Origin of the sequence: Corallococcus exercitus (assembly GCF_003611585.1) — a bacterium.
In the GTDB taxonomy this organism is placed as follows: Bacteria; Myxococcota; Myxococcia; order Myxococcales; family Myxococcaceae; genus Corallococcus; species Corallococcus exercitus.
This window is the reverse complement of sequence record NZ_RAVW01000066.1, coordinates 1-21,976: the sequence shown is the minus strand read 5'-3', so window position 1 is coordinate 21,976 and position 21,976 is coordinate 1. Positions and strand designations below refer to the sequence as shown.

The window sequence follows — 21,976 nt, the reverse complement described above, 5'->3', positions numbered from 1 at the left end:
TTCCGCAAGGCGGGTCAACTTGGACGGACGGACGTCCGGTCCGTTGGATAGCAGGCGGGAAAACTTCAATTTTGCTGTCTACCCGGGCTGTTCCAGACAGCGACAGGAAGGTTGCACCGGCGGCCCCAACGGGTATGGGAGGCTGGCGGCTGTTCGCCTGGTCGCACTGCCTGGAGTGGTTGTCGGATCATGAGTCTTCTGCCGGAGAGCGCCAGCTTCGAAGAACTGGTGCAGGACTACTTCCTCGCGGTGCGTGGCGCGGGCCTGATGTTGTCCGCGCTGGACACCGAGCTCGTCACCGCATGGGCGCAGGAAGGCGTGCCCTTCGAGGTCGTGGCCCGTGGCATCTCGCGCTCGGCGGAGAAGGCGCTGTGGGACGCGCGGCCCGGAGAGCCCGTGCTGCGCTCGCTGCGCGCGTGCCGGCGCCAGGTGGAGACGGAGATCCGCAAGTACCGCGACCTGTCCGCGGGCCAGGGCGAGGAGGAGCGCCCTGCTTCCTCGAAGAAGCGCCCCGCGCGCTCCTGGGAGGAGGTGCGGCACGCGCGGCTGTGCGCCGCGCTGCGGGCCCTGACGGAGCGTGAGACCGCGCTGGCGCCCCGGGTGCACCGGCTGCTGGACACGGTGCTCGCGTGCGTGCCGCGCGAGCCCGCGGCGATGGATCAGCAGGAGGCGTGGGCGCTGATGGTGCTGTTGCGCGCCCTGCCCTTCACGGAGCGACGCACGGTGTGGCGCGATGCGCGCACCGGTGAACAGCAGCTGATGACCGCCCGCGCGCGGCGTGTGGCCCGGCGCTTCCGGCTCCAGGCGGCCGTCAGACGGCGGCTGGACATGAAGGAGACCTGAGGGGTGGGCTCCCTCCCGCACGCCTGAACGGCCGGTCAGTGGGCTGACGGGCGCGGGGGACGGTGTTATTGGCTGGGCACGATGGCTGCCAAGGCGAACGGCGAGGCGTGTGGGCTGTGCGGCGGGCGGACGTACCTCATCGAGCGGCGCGGAGAGCTTGCGTCGGCGCGGGTGTGTACGTGCTCGGCGGACTGCCCGGTGTGCGGTGGACGCGGGCACATCCTGGTGCAGAAGGAAGGCACCTTCAGCGTGAAGATGGGCGCCCGGACCTATGAGGTCCTGGAGCCGTGCGTGTGCACGCTCAGGCGCACGCGGGTGGCGCTCTACAACGACGTGCAGATGCCGGGCGTCATGGCGCACGCGTCGTTCGACAACTACCGGCCCTTCAACGAGGCGCAGGACCGGGGCCGCGGCGTGGCGATGCACTTCGCCCACCAGTACGTGAAGGGCGCCACCAACAAGGGCTTCGTGCTGAGCGGGCCGGTGGGCACGGGCAAGACGCACCTGCTCGCGGCGACGCTCGGACACCTGGTGCTGGAGATGGGCGTGCGGGCCCGCTACGTCGAAATCTCCCTCCTCTACGCGACCATCCGGCGCGGCTTCCAGGACGGCAAGAGCGGCGGGGAGATCATCGGGCCGCTGTCGGAGGTGGAGGTCCTCGCCATCGACGAGCTGGGCAAGGGGCGCGGCAGTCCCTTCGAGATGGAGACGCTCGATGAGCTGATCGCCCGGCGCTACAACGCGGGGCGCACGACGCTCTTCGCGACGAACTACTCGCTGGAGCCGGAGCGCAAGGGCGCCCGGAGCAGCGCGCCTTCGGGCTACCGCGCCACGGACGACGCCCGCTCCGCCATGAAGGACGCGGAACTGCTGCGCGAGCGCGTGGGCGAGCGCATCTACAGCCGGCTCTGCGAGATGTGCACCTTCGTGGAGCTGCCGCGCGACACCCCGGACCGGCGGCGCACGCGGCAGGAGATGGACGCGCCGCCGCCCCTGGGTGGCATGCGCAACCCGGGACGCTGATCAGCGCTTGATGGCGCGCACCAGCGAGTTGCCGGCGTCCGCGACGTAGAGCGTGCCGTCCGGCCCCACCGCGAGCCCGGCGGGCAGCACCAGCTGCGCATCCCGGCCCGCGCCATCATCCGAGCCGTAGCGCCCGCTGCCCGCGAGCGTGGTCAGCTTCTCCGGCTCGCCCGACGCGTTGAAGACGAGCCGGCGCACGCGGTAGTTGCCCGGGTCGGAGATGGCGAGCGAGCCGTCCGGCAGCAGCGCCAGGCCCAGGTACGGCAGCATCTGCCCCTCCTTCGGGTCGCCATCGCGGTAGCCGGGCGTGGAGCCCGCCATCACGGTGGTGACGCCATCGCGCACGCGCACCACGCGCGCCATGCCGCTCTCCACGACGTAGGTGGTGCCGTCCGCGGCCTGAACCACCGCGGAGGGCCGGTAGAGCCAGTCGCCCTGGAGCGTCGTCACCGGGTTGCCGGGCGCCACCATGTCGATGCGGCGGATGACGCTGTTGTTCAGGTCCGCCACGAGCAGCGCGGTGCCGTCCGGCGTGAACGACAGGCCCGCGGGCTGGTTGAAGGCCGCCGCCAGCGCGGGACCGTCCTGGTAGCCCCACGAGGTGCCCGCGAAGACCTCCGACTTGCCATCCGGAGTGATGCGGCGGATGAGCGCGTTCTCGGTGTCGGACACGTAGAGGTTGCCCAGCGCGTCCGCGGCGATGCCCATGGGGCCCGCGAGGTTGGTGAGCACCGTGCGGATCTTCCCGTCCGGGGACACGCGCTTCACGCTGTTGCCCAGCGCGTCCACCACCGCCCAGCCGCCGTCCGGCAGCACGGCGACCGCGAGCGGCGCGCCCAGCTCGTCCGCCGCCACCTTGGCATCCGAGTGGCAGCGCTTGCCGGGCTGGCCCGCCACCGTCGTCACGGACTCCGCGAACGGTCCCACCGGCGCCGGAGTGGCCGGGGGCTGGAACCTCACCAGGTCGCCCGGCAGCTTCCGGCCCAGCGCCTTGTAGAGCACGTTGGCCACGATGCGGCCCGCGCGCGGATCCGGCACGCCGCCCCCTGCCCCGGCCAGCTTGGTCACGAAGTCGATGCCGCCCGAGGAGAAGACGTACGCGTCGCCCTGCTTGCGCACCACCATGTGCGCGAAGCCGAAGCCGCCCTGGAGCGACAGCGAGGGGGACTCCGCGAGCACGTCGATGCCGGCCGGCTGCTTGCCGTTGGACACCAGCTGATCCACCTCGTAGCCGTTGGCCATCCACAGCGTGTCACCGGCCTTGAGGCCCGTGCCGCTGAAGGCCCAGTGGTCTGGATTCGTGATGACCGTCGGGAAGGGCCACTGGTGCCAGCGTGCGGCGAACTGCACGCCCAGGAGCGCGTTCTCCGGACGGGGCGCGGGCAGGTCGCGGAACTTCGCGGTCTTGCGCTGATCCTTGTACGGGTCCTCGGGCGCGCCCTTGTAGCAGGTGACCACGCGGCGAGGACGGCCGTCGGCGGAGGGTTCGAGGCGCACCTGCCAGTAGGCGTTGTTCGCGCCCAGGTTGATGATGGACCGCCCTTCCGACAGCGCGCGGTCCGCGTAGTCGCGCTGCTTCGAGGACCAGTACTCGTCGTGGCCGGACATCACGAAGACCTTCGCGCCACGCAGGAAGTCGTAGCTTTCGTCCATGTCCTCGTCGGTGAAGTAGCCCACGTCCAGGTCCTGCGACTCCAGCCACGTCACCAGGCTGAGGTCGTCCGTCATCAGGTGCCCGGAGCCCTGGCCCCGGTAGTAGGGCCGGTCGTAGGAGGACTGGAAGGCGCGCGCGACGCCGTGCGACTTCATCACGCCCTTCTGATCATCGTAGAGGCTGGTGCCGCCCCAGGTGTTGTAGGCCGCCCAGGTGGCCGTGGGGATGAGCACCGCGACCTCCGAGCGCGGGTTCTCGTCACGCACGAAGAAGGGCACGTAGCGCGACGGCCGGTCGTCGCGCACGAGCTTCACCACGTACACGCCGCGCACCCAGTCCTCGCCGATGGGGATCTCCAGCGTGGGCGACCAGGAACAGGCGATGATGCCCGTCGTCGGATCCGCGGGACAGTCCGCCTGCCGCGTCCCCTGCACCGGACCGCCGCGCGCGACCTCGCGGGCACCGGCGCCGCCGTAGTAGCCCAGGCGGTAGACGTACCAGCTGAACTTGCGCGCTTCGGACAGGGACACCGCCACGCGCAGCGACTCGCCCTGCTTCAGGGTGGCCTTGAGGGCGTAGCCTTCAATCTCCCGGCTGTTGGCGTTCTTGTCGATGCGCCAGCTTGTGGTGCCCTTCTTCTGGTTCTCCTTGTAGACGGCGTCCGGGTCGCGCTCGGGCAGCGCGCTGCCGCCATCAGGCAGCGTGCCCGCGTCCGGCTCCTCCTCCGGGGTGCCCGCGTCGTATTCGGGAACGACGATGCCGCCGTCCGGGCCGATGACGCCCGCGTCGTCGTTGTTCAGGGGCGGATCATCATGGCGGTCGCCGGGAGGCGGCGTGCCGGGTGCCGGACCGGAGTCCTTGCATCCGGCGGCCCCCGTCACCAGGAGCGCCAGCACCACCCCCAGCCCCATCCAGCGACGCCCGTGTCCCATGCCGCCCCTCCAAGGTGTTCAGGGGCGGAGGGTAGGCATCGACTCTGCAGAGGGAAGGGCCCTGCCCCTCTTGGGAACGGAAGTTCGACAAACGAAGGCGTCTTGTCTCCAGGGACCGCGCGCAAGTCCTTGGATCAACGAAGGTCGGGCAGGCGGCGGACGTGTCAGCTACCGAGCAGTTCGCGATGCAGACGGGCCGTGAGGGTCTTGAGGTGGGCCTTGTCCACCAGGAGGGTCACCTGCAGCGGCGAGGTGCTCACGGCGTGCACCCGGGCGGACAGGGCCTCGGCCGCGGACAACGCCTTGCGCAACGGCACCCAGTCCGCGTTGAGGCCCACGCCCACGCAGGTGACGGTGCCCCAGCCGTCCTTCCACTCCACGCCCGGGCCGAAGCGCGTGGCCAGCTCGCGCTGGAGCGCCTCCGGGCCATGGATGTCCGCCAGCGGCACCGCGAGGTACGTGCGCCCCGGCGCGCCCGGCAGCCCGTCATGCGCGAGCGTGCGGCCCCGCACGGCGCGGGCGTCCAGGAACTCCAGCAGCTCCTGGAGGGGCACGCTGGCCTGGGCCACGAGCACGGCCATCTCCGTGTCCGCCGTCACGCCCTTCACGCGGCTGTCGGTGGGCACGGCGAGCTCCTGCACGCTGGTGCCGGTGCCCTGGCCGTGCGCGGTGCGCGCGAGGATGGTGATGCCGCGCGCCTTGGCCCACTCCACCGCCTGGGCGTTGAGCACCTTGGCGCCGGCGCTCGCCAGCTCCTGCATCTCGTCGTAGCTCAAGGACTCCAGCTTGCGCGCGTCCGGCACCACGCGCGGATCCGCGCTGAAGACGCCGTCCACGTCGGAGTAGATTTCACACGCCTCCGCATCCAGCGCCGCCGCCAGCGCGACCGCGGTGGTGTCCGAGCCGCCGCGCCCCAGCGTCGTGACCTCCTTCTTGTAGGAGACGCCCTGGTAGCCCGCGACGATGACGACCTTGCCGTGCGCCAGCTCGTCCTGGATGCGGTAGGGGCGCACCTCCACGATGCGCGCCTGGGCGTGCGCGTCGTTGGTGATGATGCCGCTCTGGCTGCCGGTGAAGCTGATGGCCGGCACGCCCTGCTCCTGGAGCGCCATGGACAGCAGCGCCATGGAGATGCGCTCGCCGCAGGTGAGGAGCATGTCCAGCTCACGCCGGGGCGGGTCCTGGGACACGCTCTTGGCCAGCGACAGCAGGTCATCCGTGGTGTCGCCCATGGCGCTGACGACCACGACCACCTGATAGCCCGCGTCCCGCTTCTGCTTCACGCGGCGCGCGACCTTGCCGAGCTTCTCCGCGTCAGCGACCGATGAGCCGCCGTACTTCTGCACCACGATTGGCATCCACGCCTCGCTTCCGGGGCAGTGTAGAGTTCGCCCCCGCGCATGCCAATCACCGAGAATCCCATCATCGAGGTGCGCAACCTGACGCGGCGCTATCGCGATCGCGTGGCCATCCAGGACCTGTCCTTCACCGTGGGTGAGGGGGAGCTGCTGGGCTTCCTGGGCCCCAACGGCGCGGGCAAGTCCACCACGATGAAGGTCCTCACCGGCTTCCTCCCTCCTTCCGAGGGGAGCGTGAAGGTGGCGGGCTTCGACGTGTCCACGCACCCGATGGAGGTCAAACGGCGCATCGGCTACCTGCCGGAGACGCCGCCGCTGTATCCGGAGCTGACGGTGCACGGCTACCTGACGTTCGTCGCCGCGCTCAAGCAGGTGCCCGGCCGCGCGGTGAAGGCGGAGGTGGAGCGGGTGGCGGGGCTCACCGGCGTGAGCGACGTGATGGGCCGCGTGCTCCAGAACCTGTCCAAGGGCTACCAGCAGCGCGTGGGCATCGCGCAGGCGCTCATTGGTTCGCCGCCGGTGCTCATCCTGGATGAGCCCACGGAGGGGTTGGATCCGGTGCAGCGCGCGGACCTGCGCGCGTTGATCCGGAGCCTGGCGGGCAAGCACACGGTGCTGCTGTCCACGCACATCCTCCCGGAGGTCACGGTGACGTGCCAGACGGTGCTCATCCTCCACCAGGGCCGCGTGGTGGCCCATGACGCCATCGACCGGCTGGCGACGTCCCACGGCCAGGCCGAGCACGCGTCGCTGGAAGAAGTCTTCATCAAGCTGACCGCCGCCTGAACAGGAACCCCAAGCGCATGCGCACCGCCCTGGCCATCGCCCGCAAGGAGCTGGCCGTCGCCTTCACCACCCCGTGGGCCTACGCCGTGATCACCGCGATGGCGGCGCTCTCGTCGTTCTTCTTCGTCAGCCTGCTGGAGCAGTTCCAGCAGGTGCAGTCCCTGGCGAGGGAGCACGGCTGGAGCCGGCTGCCTCCGGACTCCATCGTCTACCGCAACCTCACCGACGGCGTGGTGGTGCAGCTGTGGGGCGTGGTGATGATCATCACGCTCTTCGTCGCGCCCTTCCTGTCCATGCGGCTGTTCGCGGAGGAGAAGCGCCAGAAGACGTTCGCGCTGCTGCTCACGACGCCGGTGCGGCCGGTGGACATCGTGCTGGGCAAGTACCTGGGCGGCCTGGGGCTCATCTTCGTGACGCTGGGGCTGACGCTGGTGTTCCCCGTGATGCTGTCGGTGGTGGGCTCCGGCCCGTCCGGCTCCGCGCTGGAGTGGCCCACGGTGCTGCTGGGCTACGGTGCGGTGCTCCTCTGGGGCGCGACCTGCATGGCGGTGGGGCTGTTCATCTCCGCGCTGACGGAGAGCCAGATGCTGGCGGCGTTCCTCACCTTCACCGTGCTGCTGCCGTGGATGCTCCTGCGCGGCGTGGCCCAGTCCACCGCGGAGCCGCTGCGCTCGTTCCTGGCCTACCTGTCCTTCGACGCGCAGTTGCAGGGGATGCTCCAGGGCGTGCTGGAAGTGCAGGCGCTGGTGTTCTTCGCGTCCGTCATCCTGTTCTCACTGCTGCTCACCCACCGCGCGGTGGAAGCGCAGCGCTACGCGTGACCATGAGAGCGACCCACGTCACCCGGGTGCTGGGGGCCTTCGGCCTGCTGCTCCTCCTGTCCAGCCCCTTCACGCTGTTCCTCACCTCCGGCAGCGTGGCGCTCGCGGGAGGCAAGGCGGTGCTGGGCGCGGCGATGTTGGCTGCCTACGTCGTCACGCACCGGCGGGAGCTGGGACGCGCGGGGACGCGCCGCACGGGACGGTTCCTCGCGTCGTCCGTGCTCACCACGCTGGGAGTGCTGGGCGTGCTGGTGGCGCTCAACGTCCTCGCGTTCCGCAAGAACCAGCGGTGGGACCTGACGCGGGAGCGCATCTTCTCGCTCGCGCCGCAGACGGTGCAGACGCTGGCGGGGCTGGAGGAGAAGGCCCACGCGCTGGCGCTCATCCCGCCCACGCACCCGTCCTATGGCGAGCTGGAGGAGCTGTTCCGGCGCTACCACGAGGCGGCACCGGAGGCGTTCGACTACGCCTTCGTGGATCCGCGCCGCGAGCCGTCCCTGGCCGCGAAGTACCAGCTCAAGGACGGACAGACGCTGGTTGTCATCTCGCGCGGCGAGGGCGACGCCGCGCCCCACACCACCCTGCCCCTCCCCGCTGAGCAGGAGCTGACGAACGCCATCCTCCAGCTGGGCGCGACAGGCACGCAGAAGGTGTACTTCATCGAGGGGCACGGCGAGTGGCCTCTGGAGCCGCCCCCCGGTGGGGACGGACTGTCGGAGTTCCGGCGCCAGTTGCAGCGCGAAGGCTACCGCCCCGAGCCGCTCAACCTCCTGGGCCGCAAGGAGGTGCCTCGCGACGCGGGGCTGGTGATCATCGCCGGAGCGAAGCAGGACTACACGGCGCCGGAGGTGGCGGCCCTGCGCAGCTACCTGGGTGAAGGCGGCCGACTGCTGTACTTCACCGACGCGAACACGGAGGACGGGCTGGGTCTGTTCCTCGCGGACTACGGCGTGCAGGTGGACGAAGGCGTGGCGGCGGACCCTCGGTTCAACTCCGGCAACCCGTTCGTCCTCGTGTCGAACTTCTACGGCAAGCACGCCATCACGCGCCCGTTGCAGGAGCGCGGGTTCAACGTGCAGCTGCCCACGGCGCGCAGCTTCACACTGATCCGCGAGGGCTTCCTGCTGCCGGGAGTGACCGTGGAGCCCGTGCTGTTCAGCTCTCCCTATGCGTGGGTGGAGTCGCGCCCGTTGGAGGACACCACCCCGTCCAGCGGGGAGAAGATGGGACAGCTCACGCTCGTGGCCGCCGCGTCCCGGGACACGCGCGCGGCGGAGCACAAGCGCTTCGACGAGGCACGGCTGGTGGCGGTGGGCGAGTCGGAGCTGCTGCTGGATCCGAACTGGCGCTACGAGGCCAACCGCAACCTGGTGATGAACTCGCTGGGCTGGGCGTCCCATCAGGTGGAGAAGATCACCCTGCGTCCCCCCGACCGTGAGACGTCCACCCTGGAGCTGAGCGAGGACCAGATGCGGACCCTGCGCTTCGTGTCCACCGACCTCTTTCCCCTGTCCCTGCTCGGCGTGGGACTCGCGGTCTGGTTGTCGCGGAGGAACCGGTGAGGACTTCCACTGTCGTGATGTTGGGGTTGTTGGCGGCCGGGTGTTCGCGCGACGCGGAGAAGCCTCCGCCGCCACCGAAGCTCTTCGCGACGGAGCCCGCGGAGCCTCGACGTGGCGCGACTCCAGAAGTGGCACCTGTCTTCACGCACCTGACGGTGAAGGCCCGTGGTGCCACCACGGAGCTGGAGCGGACGCCGGAAGGCTGGCGGCTCGTGTCGCCCGTGGAGGCGAAGGCGGATCCGTACGCGGTGGAGGCCCTGGTGCAGCAGCTGACCTCCGCGAAGTTCAAGGCCACCGTGAACGCCTCGCCGTCGGACGCGGACCTGAAGAAGTACGGCCTCGCGTCCCCGACGTTCACCGTGACCGCGCGGGCGTACCTGCCGGACGCGAACGGCGAAGGCGCGGAGGATCCGTCCCGCCAGCGCACCGTGACGCTGGCCGGTGGCGATGAGAACCCCTTCGATGGCTCCGTCTACGTGCGCCGCGAAGGCGACGCGACCGTGTACGCGGCCGACGGTGCCGTGCGGTACTCGCTGGACAAGGGCCCCTTCGAGCTGCGCGCCAAGGAGTTCCTGGGACCGCTGGACCTCGCGTCGCTCCAGTCCATCGAGGTGAAGGCGAAGGACCACGCTTACGTGCTGACGCGCGAGGCGGACGGCAAGTCGTGGCGGCTGGAGAAGCCGGAGCAGACCCGCGCGAACGCCAGCCGGCTGTCGGACCTGCTCAAGGAGTTCGCGGGACAGCAGGCCCTGTCCTTCCCGCAGGACACCGCCGCGACCCGGAAGGCCCTGGGCCTGGACACGCCCGTCGTGGACGCGCGCTTCGTCCCCGCATCCGGTGAACCCATCCGCGTCCGGTTGGCGCAGGTGACTCGCGACGGCGCGTCCGTCGTCCATGCGCTTCGTGAGCAGGGCGCCCGCGCCACGCTGGCGGAGGTGGATGCCCGCGCGTTGACGACGCTGGACGTGGGCGTGCAGGAGCTGAAGGACCGGCGCGTGCTGTCGTTCCCTCGCGACGCCGTGCGGCGCCTGGAGTTCCATCCCGGAGGCAAGGCCGCCCCCGTGGTGGTGACGCGCGGCGAGGGGAACAGCGAGGCGTGGCAGGTGGAGGGACCCGAGAGCGGACCCGCCCTGCGCTTCCGCGTGGTGAAGCTCCTGGGCCGGCTGGAAGCGCTGAAGGCCGCCGCGTTCGGCGAGGCGAAGGTGAAGCGCTGGGAGCGCTACGGCATCAGCGAGGCGTCCCGGGGCGTCGTGCTTCGCGACGCGGACGGGCGCGAGCTGGCGCGACTGTGGCTGGGCGACGCCGTGCCGGATACGGAGGACCGGCTCTATGCGCGGGGCGCCGGGCCGGACCTGGTGGAGGTGTCCATGGGCGCGGTGGCGGACCTGCCCACGCGCGCCGCGGACCTGAAGGAGGCGCCGCCCGAAGCGTCGGACGGCGGGGCTCCCGCGCCCTGAAGGAGCGCTACACCTCCAGCAGGGCGAAGCGCTGCTCCGGCGTGAACTTGGTGAGCAGCGGCATCGCGACGTTGAACACCGGGATGCCGCTCTTCGTCTTGCCCTCGCGCGCGCCGTGGTGCGCGTGGCCGTGGAAGACGTACTCCGCGCCGTAGTGGTCAATGGGCATCGACAGGCGGCTCGTCCCCAGGAAGGGGCGGATCTCGATGTTCTCCCCCTCCAGCGTCTCCGGGATGGGGGCGTAGTGCATGATCACGACCTTCTTGGGCGTGTCCAGGTGGCTGAGCGCCGCCTCCAGCTTGAGCGACTCCGTGACGGCCTCCTGCACGAAGGACTTCGTCTGGCCCTCGCCGAACGCCTGCAACGTCGCGTTGCCGAAGCCGCCTCCGAAGCCCTTCACGCCCGCGACGCCGAGCGTCTTCTCGAAGATGAAGTGGTCCCCGTCGAGGATGTGCACACCGACCTTGGAGAGCTCCGTGCAGATGTCCTTCACCTGCCCGTGCTCGTAGTCGTGGTTGCCCAGCACCGCGGCGCACGGCACGCGCAAGGCCGAGAGTTCCTCGGCCAGCACCTTGCCCTCTTCCGCCATCCCGCGGTCCGTCAGGTCGCCACACAAGAGCAGCAGGTCCGCCGAAGCGTTCACCTGCTTGATGAGCTGGCGGAACCGCCCGTGCTGATCATCCCGGCAGTGCAGATCACCGACCGCTGCCAGCCGAATCTTCGAGCTCGGATCTCGCGCCACGGGTGCCCCCCTCGGGTCTGTCCTGTTCGTCCCACGCCCTGCCGTCCCCAAAGCCCCAGTGGTGGATGTCCACGTGGTAGTTCACCTTGGACACCAGGTTGCCCCGGCACAGCTTCTCGTCCCAGCTGCCGTCGCGCACCGTCTGGAGCGTGCGGCTCATCAACTCCGTCATCACGTAGTTGGGCACGATGTCGCGCTCGCTGGGATACGCGAAGCGGAACATCATCAGGTGGCTGAGCAGCACCTCCCAGTAGCGGTCGAAGCGCCGGAGGATGCGGTCCCAGTCCATCTCCCGCCCCGCCTTGAGGATGAGGTGGTTGATGTCCGCGCCGTCATAGCGCTCGCGCTCGGTGACGAAGGCCTTGGACCAGATCATCTCCTCGGCCGGCGCGATGAGGCACTCGTAGCCGAAGATGGTGGCCTTCTTGGCGTGGGTGAACCACTCGTCGTCCACCGTCGCGACACCGTTGCCGGAGGAGAAGATGAAGTCGACGAAGTAGTCACCCTTGTAGGCCTTGTAGAGCCAGACCTCGTCCGGGCGTTCCGTGCGCCAGCCATCCTTCTCCAGCACGTCCAGTGCACGGATGGCGTCCTGCTTGCGCGGGAACAGGTCCAGGTCCTTGGTGTCGCGGTAGATGCCGGTATAGGTGGCGTAGGCATACGCCCCGCCCACCACGAACGGCACCCCGGCCTCATGGAGCAGACCGACGGCTCTGGCGCGGGCGTTGATCTCGTCCGGCTCACGCTCCCGCTCGGCCAGCGTGGCGTCCGTACCCATCTCCCCGGGATGGTTCGGGTGTCGTTTTTCCATGGGCGAAAGGTAGGGATGGCCCATTTCAACCGTCGGGCAAGCGGGCGTGAGCGCCCGGGGAGCAGGCAGCCAGCCGCCAAGGGGCCGGTTTCGTTGAAGTTTTCCCAGCCAAGCGGGCCCTTTTTCTGTTTTTCGCCCGGCCGGTGTCCATAGGGGCGAATTCCCTGCCACACGGCCCGCACGACGGGCCCTGAAAGGACACCCGACCATGCTGCGCAAGAGCCTGCTGTGTGCCTCCCTGCTGTTCGTTGGCTGCAACGACGCCCAGAGCAACGACGCGGACACGTTCCGTGACGGCCTGCCATCCAAGGAGATGACGCAGGTCAAGGCGCCGAAGCAGAACGGCCAGGGCCTGACGGCGGCCGGCCCCTCCGCGCAGTACGGCCAGGGGCAGAAGGCGGAGTACTACCAGGCGACGGTGAACGCCACGGTGGCGGTGAACGGCGGCACGCTCTGGGTGCTCAACCTCATCGAGCAGATCACCAAGTATCCGCCGACGACGCTGGAGGAGAACAAGGCGGTGTGGGGCCCGAGCACGGAGGCGCTGAGCCCCACGTCGTGGCGGCTGACGGTGACGAAGTCGGGGGAGGCGTCGTTCTCCTGGGTGCTGGAGGGCAAGGCGAAGACGGAGGAGGACAGCGCGTTCCGGGCGGTGCTGTCCGGCACGCAGCAGGTGGCGGTGGACGCGGACGGCGAGCGCGTGAAGGGCTACGGCTCCGGCGAACTGTTCATCGACTGGGACGCGGCGCACACGCTGCCGGACGCGGATGACCACGTGGGCACGGTGGAGATCCGCTACGCGCGCCCGAACGCCAGCGCGGAGGCCACCGTGGACGCGGACTTCCACCAGGTGCGTGACGACAACGACGCCAACAAGCGCGTGGACGGGAACTACCACTACAAGGCGTCCGCGACGGCGGGCGGCGAGTTCGAGTTCGCGACGAACCAGGACATCGACAAGGGCGACCCGCTGCGCGCGAAGCTGGAGAAGCTGTCCATCAAGAGCCGCTGGACGGCGACGGGAGCGGGCCGCTCGGACATCAAGGTGACGGGGGGCGACCTGGTGGGCGAGGCCACGCTGAACGAGTGCTGGGACACGAACTTCCTCAGCACCTACTTCCGCGTCAGCCTGGACCCGCGCGTGGGCTACGGCGAGGCGGAAGCCGCCTGCGGCGGATTCACGGCGGCGGTGTACTCGTCGCTGTGAGCCGGGTCGCGGTAGGCTACAGCCGCGCGTGACCGGACCGACCCCGCTGGCCCTGAAGGTGATGCCTCCCCGTTCCAACGAGGACCGGCGGGCCGTCCTGCGCGAGCTGTACGTGAAGTACGGCGGCAGCGTGCGTGAGCGCTGCCGCTACCTGCTGAAGGACGAGAGCCGGGCGGAGGACGCGATGCACGACGTCTTCGCCCGTGTGCTCGTGCACGGGGATTCGTTCCGGGCGGAGGCGTCACCGCTGACGTGGTTGATGAAGATCGCCACGCACCACTGCCTCAACCAGCTGCGCTCGGAAGGGGCGGCGTGGCGGAAGTGGTTCGCGCGGGACGAGGCGGCCCGTTCGGAGGGCCACGGCGGGGCGGAGGCGATGGAGACGCGCGACCTGGTGCGCAAGCTGCTGGCCCGGGTGGACGCGGAGACGCAGGCGGCGGCCATCCACTACCACGTGGACGGGATGACCCTGGAAGAGGTGGCCGCGGTGCTGGGGCGTTCGGTGCCCACGGTGAGGAAGCGGCTGGAGCATTTCGCGGAGCTGGGTGGAGAGGAGCTGAGCGTCCGATGAGCGCGCATGAATCGAGCTGGACCTTGCGCCGCCTGCACGCCGGCGAGCTGTCCGCCCCGGAGGCCACCCGCGCCCGGGAGCATGTGGATGCGTGCGAGGCGTGCGGCGCGACGCTCCGGTCCTTCGTGGACGCGCAGGCGGCCTTCGAGGCGGAGGTGCCCTTCGAGCGCTTCGAGGCCGGCGTGGAGCGGGCTCGCGCGAGGCAGGCGAAGGCCTCCGTGGAACCGGCGACACGTGCGCAGTGGGTCCGGCCGCTGATGGCGGTGGCGGCGTCCGTCGTGGTGCTGGTGCTGGCGCGTCCGCTGCTGGAGACCCACGGGACTGCGGATCCGGTCCGGCCTCCCGCGGCGGGCAATCGCCTCAAGGGCGGCGCGGGCGCGGAGCTGCGAATCGGTGGGGGCGTGGATCCGCAGCGGGTGGCGAGCACGGAGGCGCCAGAAGCGTTGCAGCCCGGCGAGCGCGTGCGGCTGGGCTACACGGCGGACGCGTACCGCTACGTGGCGGCGCTGTCGGTGGATGCGCAGGGCGAGGTGACGCCGCTGTATCCGGAGTCCGGGGACAGCCTCGCGGTGGAGCCGGGCGTGGGACAGCACTGGCTGCCGGAGAGCGTGGAGTTCACGGGCGCGGGGGCGGAGCGCGTGGTGCTGGTGCTGACGGACGCGCCCGTGTCGATGGACGCGCTGAGCGACGCGGCCCGGAAGGCCTTCGACGCCGCGGGCCGTGACGTCACGCGCATGGCGCCGCTGGACGTAGCGGGCGCGCAGACGCAGTGGATCCTGCAGAAGCCATGAGCGACGGCCCCGTGACACTGCTGCGAGCGCGGCTTGCTCCCGTCGCGGCCCGGGCGCGGGACGCATTCACGCGCCTCCTCGCTTCGCGAGCGTCATGGAGCGTTTCGTCGACACAGGCAGCAGGTGCCCGCCCGGCAGCAGGGACCAGGCCTGCATGGGCCTTGGCGATGCGGGCATCATGGAGCGTTCCGTCGACGCAGGCAGCAGGCGCCCGCGCGGCAGGAAACAGGCATGCATGGGCTGCGGCGATACCGGCGTCATGGAGCGTTCCGTCGACGCAGGCAGCAGGCGCCCGCGCGGCAGGGAACAGGCATGCATGGGCCTTGGCAATGCGGGTGGCGATTCCCGCAATCGCGTTGGCCTCCACCGCCGCGCACGCGGACACGCTGCACCGCTTCGCGCTCATCGCGGGCAACGACACGGGCGGCTCGGACACGCGACCGTTGAGCTACGCGCGCGACGATGCGCGCAAGATGCACGACCTGCTCACGCGTCTGGGCGGCGTGGCTCCGGCCGACGCGAAGCTCCTCCTGGATGACGACGCGAAGGACTTCCTCGTCGCGCTGTCGGACCTGGAGCAGCGGGCCCGCGCGGCCCAGGCTCGCGGTGAGCGCACCGCGCTGTTCGTCTACTACTCCGGCCACGCGAAGGACGGAGCACTGCGGCTGGGCGCCTCACAACTCGCCTTCGACGCGCTCAAGCGCCGGCTGGCCGACGCTCCCGTGGACATCCGCATCGCCATCCTCGACTCCTGCCGCTCCGGCGCGCTCACCCGCACCAAGGGCGCCCGCAAGGCCCCGGCCTTCGACGTGGAGTCCGGCGCGGCGCGCGATGCCCGGGGCGTCGTCATCCTCACCTCCAGCGCCGCCGACGAGGACTCGCAGGAGTCCGACGCGCTGGGCGGCAGCTACTTCTCCCACCACCTGGCCAGCGGCCTGCTGGGCGACGCGGACCGCAGCGGCGACGGACGCGTGACGCTCTTCGAGGCGTATTCGCACGCCTACGCCCGCACCGTCGCGGACACGGCCGACAGCAGCGCGGGCCCCCAGCACCCGACGTTCAGCTACGACCTGGCGGGCAACGGCGACCTGGTCCTCACCGACCTGCGCGCGGCCGCCGAAGGCCTGGTCGTCCCCGGCAACGCCCCCGCGGGCTCGTACTACTTCGTGGATCCCAGCGGCAGCGTGGTCGCGGAGCTGGACAAGGCCGCGGACACCGAGCGCCGCGTGGCCCTGGCCCCCGGCACCTACCGCGTGAAGCGCCGCCTCAGCGACCGGCTGCGCATCGGCGAAGTCGAGGTCGCGCGCGGCCGGACCACCATCCTGCAGGAGCCGCGCTTCAAGGACGCGCCCTTCTCCGACGACCCGGTGAAGGGCGCCATGCTGGACAAGGGCGCCTGGTGGACCTTCGGCCTCACCGGCGGCTTCCAGTCCTTCTTCGACGCACGGACGCGCCAGTCCCTCTTCCTCTCCGTGCCCCTGTTCGGCGCGGAGGCCGAGCTGCACGACTACTTCCGCCGCGACTGGGTCTGGGGCTTCGACGCGGCGGTGGGCGGCACGAACGGCGTGCTCGCGCTGCCCACGCTGGAGGGGCCGGCGTACCGCTACTCCGTGGTGAACGTGGGCACCAGCCTCACCGCCGAGTGGCCCGTGGGCCGCGTCTCCCCGTTCGTGGGCGTGCGCGTCGCGTACCTCATCATGGGCCGCAAGTTCGACGACGGGGCGTTCCCGGATCAGCGCTTCGCCATGGTGTCGCCGGGCCTCGCGACCGGCGCGCGCTTCCAGCTCACGCGCCGGCTGAACCTCACCGCGCGCAGCCGCCTGCAGTACCTCCAATACACCGTCGACGCGCAGCGCTCCCTGGGGTTCTGGGAGCTGGCCGCGCTCCTCACGTACGAGCCATGAGGGACCCCGTGACGCGAAAGCTGGCCCTGGCCCTTCCCTGCCTCCTCGCGGTCGCGTGCGGCGGCGACTTCTCCAACGACGACCTGGAGTTCCAGAACGCCCTGCCCCAGCGCGAGGACCTGGCCGCGAAGCTGCCGGACACCGCCCGCTCCGGCCAGGGCCTGGGCACGCGCGGCCAGCGGCTGAGCGCGTCGCAGGTGCTGGGTGGCACGTCGGAGCTCGCGCTCCAGGCGTACACCGCGGGCACGCGGTTCAACACCAGCGTGGACGGCCTGCTCTCCCTGCTGGAGCTGTTCCGCAACGCCCCGCCCACCACGCGCGAAACGGACCGGCGCATCTGGGGCCCCTTCCCCGCGGAAGACCACCCGGGCCACGAACTGCGCTTCGTGATGGAGCGCCAGGGCGCCTCCTTCGCGTACCTCCTCCAGTTCCGCCCCAACGGCGGCGGCGAGAGCGCGTGGTGGACCTACCTGCCCGGCACCTTCAGGGCGGACGGCGGCATCCGCAAGGGGGAAGGCACGCTCGCGCTGGACCTCAAGGCGGCCCGCGCGAACGGCTTCGACACGAAGGAGGCGGACACGCTGGACCGGCTGGACATCGGCTACCAGACCAAGGCCCTGCCCACGCGTGTGGAGCTGCTCTTCACCGGCATCGGGGCCACGGTGCCCCTCACGCGCTATGCGTCGCGTCAGACGCCGGAGGGGCTGGGGGAGATGGCGTTCCGGCTGCTGGGGGTGGACTTCGTGCCAGGCAACCTCGCGGAGACGCTGGACATCGTGGCGCGCTGGACGCCGGACGGCAGGGGCGTGCTGGTGCTCAACATCCTGGAGGGGGACGCGAAAGGCGCGCAGTACACGGAGTGCTGGGACGCCCGGACGCGCATCACGTTCATGCAGCGCAACTGGGACTTCCTCAACCCCACCGAGGGCGACCGCGGCAGTTGCCCGGACGTGTCCGCGCTGAACCCGTAGCCCCGAAGAAGCCGCCCGAGCCTGGGGCCGGACAGCAGCCGGGCGGACAGTCCCTGGCCTTCGGAAGGTGACGCGCGGGGTGGATTCTCTATGCTGGTGGCTGTTTTCCCGCGCCCCCATGCCCAACTCATCGCTTCTCACCGTCTTGAAGAGCCGGCGCGTCTGGCTCCTGATGGCCGTCGGCTTCGCGTCCGGCCTCCCCCTGTGGCTGACCGGCGTCACGCTGTCCGCGTGGATGAAGAACGAGGGGGTGAACCTCAAGACGATTGGCGTCTTCAGCCTCGTCGCGCTGCCCTACACCTTCAAGGTGCTGTGGGCGCCGCTGATGGACCGCTACACCCTGCCCTTCCTGGGCCGGCGGCGCGGCTGGATGCTGCTCACGCAGGTGCTGCTCGTGGGCGCCATCTCCGCCATGGGGCTGGTGAACCCGAAGGACGCCCCCATGGCCATGGCCTGCATGGCCGTGGTGGTGACGTTCCTGTCCGCCAGCCAGGACATCGTCGCGGACGCGTGGCGCACGGACATCCTCACGATGGAGGAGCGCGGGCTGGGCAACTCGCTGTACGTCACCGGCTACCGGATGGGCATGCTCGTCGCGGGCGGGCTCGCGTTCATCCTGTCGGATCACCTGGGCTGGTCCCGGACGTACTACGTGATGGGCCTGCTCATGATCGTGGGCGTGGTGGCCACGCTGCTGGCCCCGGAGCCCCAGAGCGTGCGGCCTCCGCGCAACCTGGCGGATGCCATCGTGCGGCCCTTCGTGGACTACTTCCGCCGCGAGTACGCGCTGGGGGTGCTCGCGTTCCTGGTGCTCTACAAGCTGGGGGATGCCATCGCCGCCAGCATGGTGACGCCCTTCTACATCGAGCTGGGCTTCTCCAACACGGAGATTGGCGCGCTCAGCAAGACGCTGGGCATGCTGGCCACCATCGGCGGAGGCCTGCTGGGCGGCGTGCTGATGGTGAAGCTCAGCATGCGCCGCGCGCTGTTCATCTTCGGCGCCGCGCAGGGCCTCACCAACCTGGCCTTCATGGCCCTGGCGCTGGTGGGCAAGAACGACCTGATGCTCGCGGGCACCATCGCGGTGGACAACGTCTGCACGGGCCTGGGCGTCACGGCGTTCGCGGCCTTCGTGATGTCGCTGTGCCACAAGAGCTTCAGCGCCACGCAGTACGCGCTCCTGTCCGCGCTGGGCACCATCGCCAACCGGCTCATCGGCTCCGTGTCCGGCTACCTGGCCACGTGGATGGGCTGGCCCACGTTCTTCGCCTTCACCGCCGCTGCGGCCATCCCCGCGCTGGTGCTGCTGATGTTCCTGCCGGAGCACGCCGCCCAGCCCCAGGAGGACGAGCCCCCCGCGCCGGAGGCCCTGCCTCCCGCCTCCTCCACCGCGGCCTCCGTCGCCGTGGCGCGCTGACGGCTTCCGGACACGCGCCCGCAGCCTGACGGCCCGTGCTGCCGCCCGCTACTGGACGGAGCGCGTCAGGGCGGGTGCGGCGCCGGACAGGGGACGCGACTTCGGCTCCCCTCGGAAGGCCCGCACGGCTAGGGTGGCCCCGTCATGGCACACCCTTCCGCTGGCAAGCCCCTTTCGCGCGACCTGCTGATCAACCCCGAGAAGCTGCGCGCGCAGTACTACGACGACACGCCCGACGCGTCCGTGGCCGAGCAGCGCGTGGCCTTCGGCACCTCCGGTCACCGGGGGAGCGCCGCGCGCCGCAGCTTCAACGAGGCGCACATCCTCGCGGTGGCGCAGGCCCTGTGCGAGTACCGCAAGCAGCAGGGTTATGACGGCCCGCTGTTCCTGGGCATGGACACGCACGCCCTCTCCGAGCCCGCCCAGCGCACCACGCTGGAGGTGCTGGCCGCCCACGGCGTGGAGGTCCGCTACACGGACGGCGCCACGCCCACGCCGGTCATCTCCCACGCCATCCTCACGTACAACCGGGGCCGCACGAGCGGGCTCGCGGACGGCATCGTCATCACCCCGTCCCACAACCCGCCGGAGGACGGCGGCATCAAGTACAACCCGCCCAACGGCGGCCCCGCCGACACGAACGTCACCGCGCTGGTGGAGAAGCGCGCCAACGAGCTGATGGCCACGGGCAACAAGGCCGTCCAGCGCATCCCCTACGAGCGGGCGCGCACGAGCGCCACGGTGAAGCCGTACGACTTCATCACCCCGTACGTGGCGGACCTGGTGAACGTGGTGGACCTGGAGGTCATCCGGAGCGCGAAGTTGAAGCTGGGCGCGGATCCGCTGGGCGGCTCCAACCTGCACTACTGGGCGCCCATCGCGGGGAAGTACGGCCTGGACCTCACGGTGGTGAACCCCACCGTGGACCCCACCTTCGGCTTCATGCCCGCGGACCACGACGGGAAGATCCGCATGGACTGCTCGTCGCCGTACGCGATGGCGAACTTGGTGAAGCTCAAGGACCAGTACGCGCTCGCGTTCGGCAACGACACGGACTCCGACCGCCACGGCATCGTCACCCGCAGCCAGGGGCTGATGAACCCGAACCACTACCTGGCCGTCTCCATCAGCTACCTCTTCCGCAACCGCCCGGGATGGAAGGCGGACGCGGCGGTGGGCAAGACGCTGGTGAGCAGCAGCCTCATCGACCGCGTGGGCAAGGACCTGGGCCGCCGCATCGTGGAGGTCCCGGTGGGCTTCAAGTGGTTCGTGGACGGGCTCCTGGACGGCTCGCTGGGCTTCGGCGGCGAGGAGAGCGCGGGCGCGTCCTTCCTGCGCCGCGACGGCACCGTGTGGACCACCGACAAGGACGGCATCATCCTGGACCTGCTCGCGGCGGAAATCCTGGCGCGCACCGGCAAGGACCCGGGCGAGCACTACCAGGACCTGGCGAAGAAGTTCGGCGCGCCGCTGTACACGCGCATCGACCAGCCGGCCACGTCCGCGCAGAAGGCCGCGCTGAAGAAGCTGTCGCCGGAGGCGGTGAAGGCCACGTCGCTGGCGGGCGAGCCCATCCTCCAGCGCCTCACGCGCGCGCCGGGCAACAACGCGGACCTGGGCGGCCTCAAGGTGACGACGGAGAACGGCTGGTTCGCCGCGCGGCCGTCCGGCACGGAGGACGTGTACAAAATCTATGCGGAGAGCTTCCGCGACCAGGCGCACCTGGACACCATCGTCCAGGAGGCGCGCGCCATCGTCGGTGAGGCGTTCGCCGCAAAGTAGGCGTGGACTCAGGCGCCTCGCGCGGGCTTCCATGCCGCCGCGAGGAGCCCCACCGCCCATGGACGTCAAAACCATCCTTCAGTACGTGCTCGCGCTGTTCATGGTCGCCGCGGGGGTGAACCACTTCCTCAAGCCCCGCATGTACATGCGCATCATGCCGCCGTACCTCCCCTGGCACCGGGAGCTGGTGCTGCTGAGCGGCGTGGCGGAGGTGCTCCTGGGCATCTTCCTGCTGGTGCCCGCCACCACGCGGCTCGCGGCGTGGGGCCTGATGACGCTGTTCGTGGCGGTGTTCCCCGCGAACATCCACATGGCCCAGCACCCGGAGCAGTTCCGCAAGATTCCCCGGGCGCTGCTCTGGGCGCGTCTGCCGCTCCAGGTCGTGCTCATCGCCTGGGCACTCTGGTACCTCTGAGGGCCATCAGCGCCAGAGCGGCGCGTGGTCCTCGATGTACTGGCGCACCGTGCGCGTGGGGCGGCCCAGGAGGTTCGCCAGCGTGGGGTCCACCTGCTCCGCCTGGCCAAAGCGCAGCCCCACGTGGAGCAGCGTCTGGACGGCCACCTGGCCCCAGGGCATCCGCCGGCCGTGCAGGTGGCGCACGTAGCCGGCCACCGACGCGGGCTCGTAGCGGATGGGGCGGCCCAGCACCTCCGACAGGATCGCCGCCACCTGTTCGAACGTCACCGCCTCAGGCCCGGTGAGGGTGAAGGCGCGGTTGAGCAGGGACGTGTCCACCATCGCGCGCGCCACCAGGTCCCCCACGTCGCGCACATCCACGAAGGCCACCCGGCCGTGGGCCGCGGGGACGAAGAGACGGTGGTCCTGGCGGAGGTCCTCCCGGTAGGCGTCCCCCAGGTTCTGCGCGAAGAAGGTCGGCCGCAGCAGCGTCCACCCCAGCGACGAGCGCTTCAGGTGCTCCTCCACCGCGTGGTGGGGAATCCACGAGCGCTTGTCCGCGCCGTCCACGGAGAGGAACACCACCTGCTTCACGCCCTGCGTGGCGGCCGCATCCACGAAGGCGTTGAGCGTGTCCTGCATGCTGGCGATGGCCGGAGGCCGCATCAGGAACACGCCCCGCACGCCCTCCAGCGCGGGGAGGAACGTCTCCGGCCGCCGGAAGTCCAGCGGCACCGGCATCACGTCCCCGTCCATCTCCTTGAGCAGTGACACCGTGTGCTCCGGCGACTTCACCGCCGCGCGCACCGCCACCCCTTCCGCCAGCAGCGCACGCACCACCGCGCGCCCCACGTTGCCCGTGGGCCCCGTGACAAGCACCGGCCTACTCACCACGGCCACCCCCTGTCTCTTATACACCTCTCCGAGCCCACGAGACACGCGCAGAC

The 21,976-nt window shown here is 70.4% G+C and carries 19 protein-coding genes; 14 read left to right on the top strand and 5 right to left on the bottom strand.

Annotated features, from left to right (window positions below):
* The first annotated feature begins 189 nt into the window (after positions 1–189).
* Together D7W79_RS11410 and D7W79_RS11405 are read left to right on the top strand one after the other, a co-directional pair.
* Positions 190–843, top strand: a complete 654-nt coding sequence (locus D7W79_RS11410; RefSeq protein WP_120525391.1) for a hypothetical protein — start codon at positions 190–192, stop codon at positions 841–843.
* Positions 844–924: 81 nt separating this feature from the next.
* The gene (locus D7W79_RS11405; RefSeq protein WP_120525390.1) at positions 925–1,866 is read left to right on the top strand and encodes an ATP-binding protein; all 942 of its coding nucleotides are present in this window, start codon (positions 925–927) and stop codon (positions 1,864–1,866) included.
* On the opposite strand, the gene D7W79_RS11400 is transcribed toward D7W79_RS11405, so the two are convergent.
* Both D7W79_RS11400 and D7W79_RS11395 read right to left on the bottom strand, forming a co-directional pair.
* Positions 1,867–4,452 carry a N,N-dimethylformamidase beta subunit family domain-containing protein gene (locus tag D7W79_RS11400; protein WP_120525389.1) on the bottom strand — a complete coding sequence of 862 codons (2,586 nt, stop codon included), beginning with the start codon at positions 4,450–4,452 and terminating at the stop codon, positions 1,867–1,869.
* A gap of 164 nt (positions 4,453–4,616) precedes the next feature.
* Positions 4,617–5,810 (bottom strand): aspartate kinase, encoded by a 1,194-nt coding sequence (locus tag D7W79_RS11395; protein WP_120525388.1) that lies wholly within the window; start codon positions 5,808–5,810, stop codon positions 4,617–4,619.
* 42 nt (positions 5,811–5,852) lie between these two features.
* Between D7W79_RS11395 and D7W79_RS11390 the strand changes: the two genes are divergently transcribed.
* The 4 genes from D7W79_RS11390 to D7W79_RS11375 are packed head-to-tail and all read left to right on the top strand — an operon-like array spanning position 5,853 to position 10,436.
* Positions 5,853–6,596 carry an ABC transporter ATP-binding protein gene (locus D7W79_RS11390; protein WP_208729695.1) on the top strand — a complete coding sequence of 248 codons (744 nt, stop codon included), beginning with the start codon at positions 5,853–5,855 and terminating at the stop codon, positions 6,594–6,596.
* A 17-nt stretch (positions 6,597–6,613) separates the two neighbouring features.
* Positions 6,614–7,417 carry an ABC transporter permease gene (locus D7W79_RS11385; RefSeq protein ID WP_120525387.1) on the top strand — a complete coding sequence of 268 codons (804 nt, stop codon included), beginning with the start codon at positions 6,614–6,616 and terminating at the stop codon, positions 7,415–7,417.
* Positions 7,418–7,419: 2 nt separating this feature from the next.
* Complete coding sequence (locus D7W79_RS11380; RefSeq protein ID WP_120525386.1) at positions 7,420–8,979, top strand: GldG family protein; 1,560 nt, start codon at positions 7,420–7,422, stop codon at positions 8,977–8,979.
* Positions 8,976–10,436, top strand: a complete 1,461-nt coding sequence (locus tag D7W79_RS11375; protein WP_120525385.1) for a DUF4340 domain-containing protein — start codon at positions 8,976–8,978, stop codon at positions 10,434–10,436. Before D7W79_RS11380 ends, D7W79_RS11375 begins: the two co-directional genes overlap by 4 nt.
* A 7-nt stretch (positions 10,437–10,443) precedes the next feature.
* Here D7W79_RS11375 and D7W79_RS11370 read toward each other — a convergent pair whose 3' ends face one another.
* Together D7W79_RS11370 and D7W79_RS11365 are read right to left on the bottom strand one after the other, a co-directional pair.
* Positions 10,444–11,148, bottom strand: coding sequence for a metallophosphoesterase family protein (locus tag D7W79_RS11370; protein WP_120525396.1), 705 nt, complete (start codon positions 11,146–11,148; stop codon positions 10,444–10,446).
* Positions 11,132–11,989, bottom strand: a complete 858-nt coding sequence (locus D7W79_RS11365) for a nucleotidyltransferase (protein ID WP_439099187.1) — start codon at positions 11,987–11,989, stop codon at positions 11,132–11,134. The genes D7W79_RS11370 and D7W79_RS11365 overlap by 17 nt, the downstream gene beginning before the upstream one ends.
* Before the next feature lie 208 nt (positions 11,990–12,197).
* On the opposite strand from D7W79_RS11365, the gene D7W79_RS11360 reads away from it, so the two are divergent.
* The 8 genes from D7W79_RS11360 to D7W79_RS11325 all read left to right on the top strand — a co-directional run bounded on the left by D7W79_RS11360 (position 12,198) and on the right by D7W79_RS11325 (position 21,047).
* On the top strand, positions 12,198–13,196 hold the full coding sequence (locus D7W79_RS11360; protein ID WP_120525383.1) for a hypothetical protein: 999 nt from the start codon (positions 12,198–12,200) through the stop codon (positions 13,194–13,196).
* 61 nt (positions 13,197–13,257) lie between these two features.
* On the top strand, positions 13,258–13,767 hold the full coding sequence (locus D7W79_RS11355; RefSeq protein WP_120525382.1) for an RNA polymerase sigma factor: 510 nt from the start codon (positions 13,258–13,260) through the stop codon (positions 13,765–13,767).
* Positions 13,764–14,558 (top strand): DUF4384 domain-containing protein, encoded by a 795-nt coding sequence (locus tag D7W79_RS11350; protein ID WP_120525381.1) that lies wholly within the window; start codon positions 13,764–13,766, stop codon positions 14,556–14,558. The genes D7W79_RS11355 and D7W79_RS11350 overlap by 4 nt, the downstream gene beginning before the upstream one ends.
* Positions 14,559–14,887: 329 nt before the next feature.
* The gene (locus D7W79_RS11345; RefSeq protein WP_120525380.1) at positions 14,888–16,462 is read left to right on the top strand and encodes a caspase family protein; all 1,575 of its coding nucleotides are present in this window, start codon (positions 14,888–14,890) and stop codon (positions 16,460–16,462) included.
* An 8-nt stretch (positions 16,463–16,470) separates the two neighbouring features.
* Positions 16,471–17,433: a hypothetical protein gene (locus D7W79_RS11340; RefSeq protein WP_244221711.1), complete on the top strand. Its 963-nt coding sequence runs from the start codon at positions 16,471–16,473 to the stop codon at positions 17,431–17,433.
* 118 nt (positions 17,434–17,551) lie between these two features.
* On the top strand, positions 17,552–18,850 hold the full coding sequence (locus D7W79_RS11335) for an AmpG family muropeptide MFS transporter (protein WP_120525378.1): 1,299 nt from the start codon (positions 17,552–17,554) through the stop codon (positions 18,848–18,850).
* Positions 18,851–18,994: 144 nt separating this feature from the next.
* Positions 18,995–20,632: a phosphoglucomutase (alpha-D-glucose-1,6-bisphosphate-dependent) gene (gene pgm / locus D7W79_RS11330; RefSeq protein ID WP_120525377.1), complete on the top strand. Its 1,638-nt coding sequence runs from the start codon at positions 18,995–18,997 to the stop codon at positions 20,630–20,632.
* Positions 20,633–20,690: 58 nt separating this feature from the next.
* The gene (locus tag D7W79_RS11325) at positions 20,691–21,047 is read left to right on the top strand and encodes a DoxX family protein (RefSeq protein ID WP_120525376.1); all 357 of its coding nucleotides are present in this window, start codon (positions 20,691–20,693) and stop codon (positions 21,045–21,047) included.
* Positions 21,048–21,053: 6 nt separating this feature from the next.
* Here the strand turns inward: D7W79_RS11325 and D7W79_RS11320 are convergent.
* Positions 21,054–21,976, bottom strand: a 923-nt coding sequence (locus D7W79_RS11320; protein ID WP_208729694.1) for an SDR family oxidoreductase, incomplete at its 5' end; no start/stop codon positions are given.

Bases quoted from the DNA above. Each gene is read 5' to 3' on its own strand.
- D7W79_RS11410 (WP_120525391.1), top strand. From the start codon at position 190: ATGAGTCTTCTGCCGGAGAGCGCCAGCTTCGAAGAACTGGTGCAGGAC.
- D7W79_RS11405 (WP_120525390.1), top strand. From the start codon at position 925: ATGGCTGCCAAGGCGAACGGCGAGGCGTGTGGGCTGTGCGGCGGGCGG.
- D7W79_RS11400 (WP_120525389.1), bottom strand. From the start codon at position 4,452: ATGGGACACGGGCGTCGCTGGATGGGGCTGGGGGTGGTGCTGGCGCTC.
- D7W79_RS11395 (WP_120525388.1), bottom strand. From the start codon at position 5,810: ATGCCAATCGTGGTGCAGAAGTACGGCGGCTCATCGGTCGCTGACGCG.
- D7W79_RS11390 (WP_208729695.1), top strand. From the start codon at position 5,853: ATGCCAATCACCGAGAATCCCATCATCGAGGTGCGCAACCTGACGCGG.
- D7W79_RS11385 (WP_120525387.1), top strand. From the start codon at position 6,614: ATGCGCACCGCCCTGGCCATCGCCCGCAAGGAGCTGGCCGTCGCCTTC.
- D7W79_RS11380 (WP_120525386.1), top strand. From the start codon at position 7,420: ATGAGAGCGACCCACGTCACCCGGGTGCTGGGGGCCTTCGGCCTGCTG.
- D7W79_RS11365 (WP_439099187.1), bottom strand. From the start codon at position 11,989: ATGGAAAAACGACACCCGAACCATCCCGGGGAGATGGGTACGGACGCC.
- D7W79_RS11360 (WP_120525383.1), top strand. From the start codon at position 12,198: ATGCTGCGCAAGAGCCTGCTGTGTGCCTCCCTGCTGTTCGTTGGCTGC.
- D7W79_RS11355 (WP_120525382.1), top strand. From the start codon at position 13,258: ATGCCTCCCCGTTCCAACGAGGACCGGCGGGCCGTCCTGCGCGAGCTG.
- D7W79_RS11350 (WP_120525381.1), top strand. From the start codon at position 13,764: ATGAGCGCGCATGAATCGAGCTGGACCTTGCGCCGCCTGCACGCCGGC.
- D7W79_RS11345 (WP_120525380.1), top strand. From the start codon at position 14,888: ATGCGGGTGGCGATTCCCGCAATCGCGTTGGCCTCCACCGCCGCGCAC.
- D7W79_RS11335 (WP_120525378.1), top strand. From the start codon at position 17,552: ATGCCCAACTCATCGCTTCTCACCGTCTTGAAGAGCCGGCGCGTCTGG.
- pgm (WP_120525377.1), top strand. From the start codon at position 18,995: ATGGCACACCCTTCCGCTGGCAAGCCCCTTTCGCGCGACCTGCTGATC.
- D7W79_RS11325 (WP_120525376.1), top strand. From the start codon at position 20,691: ATGGACGTCAAAACCATCCTTCAGTACGTGCTCGCGCTGTTCATGGTC.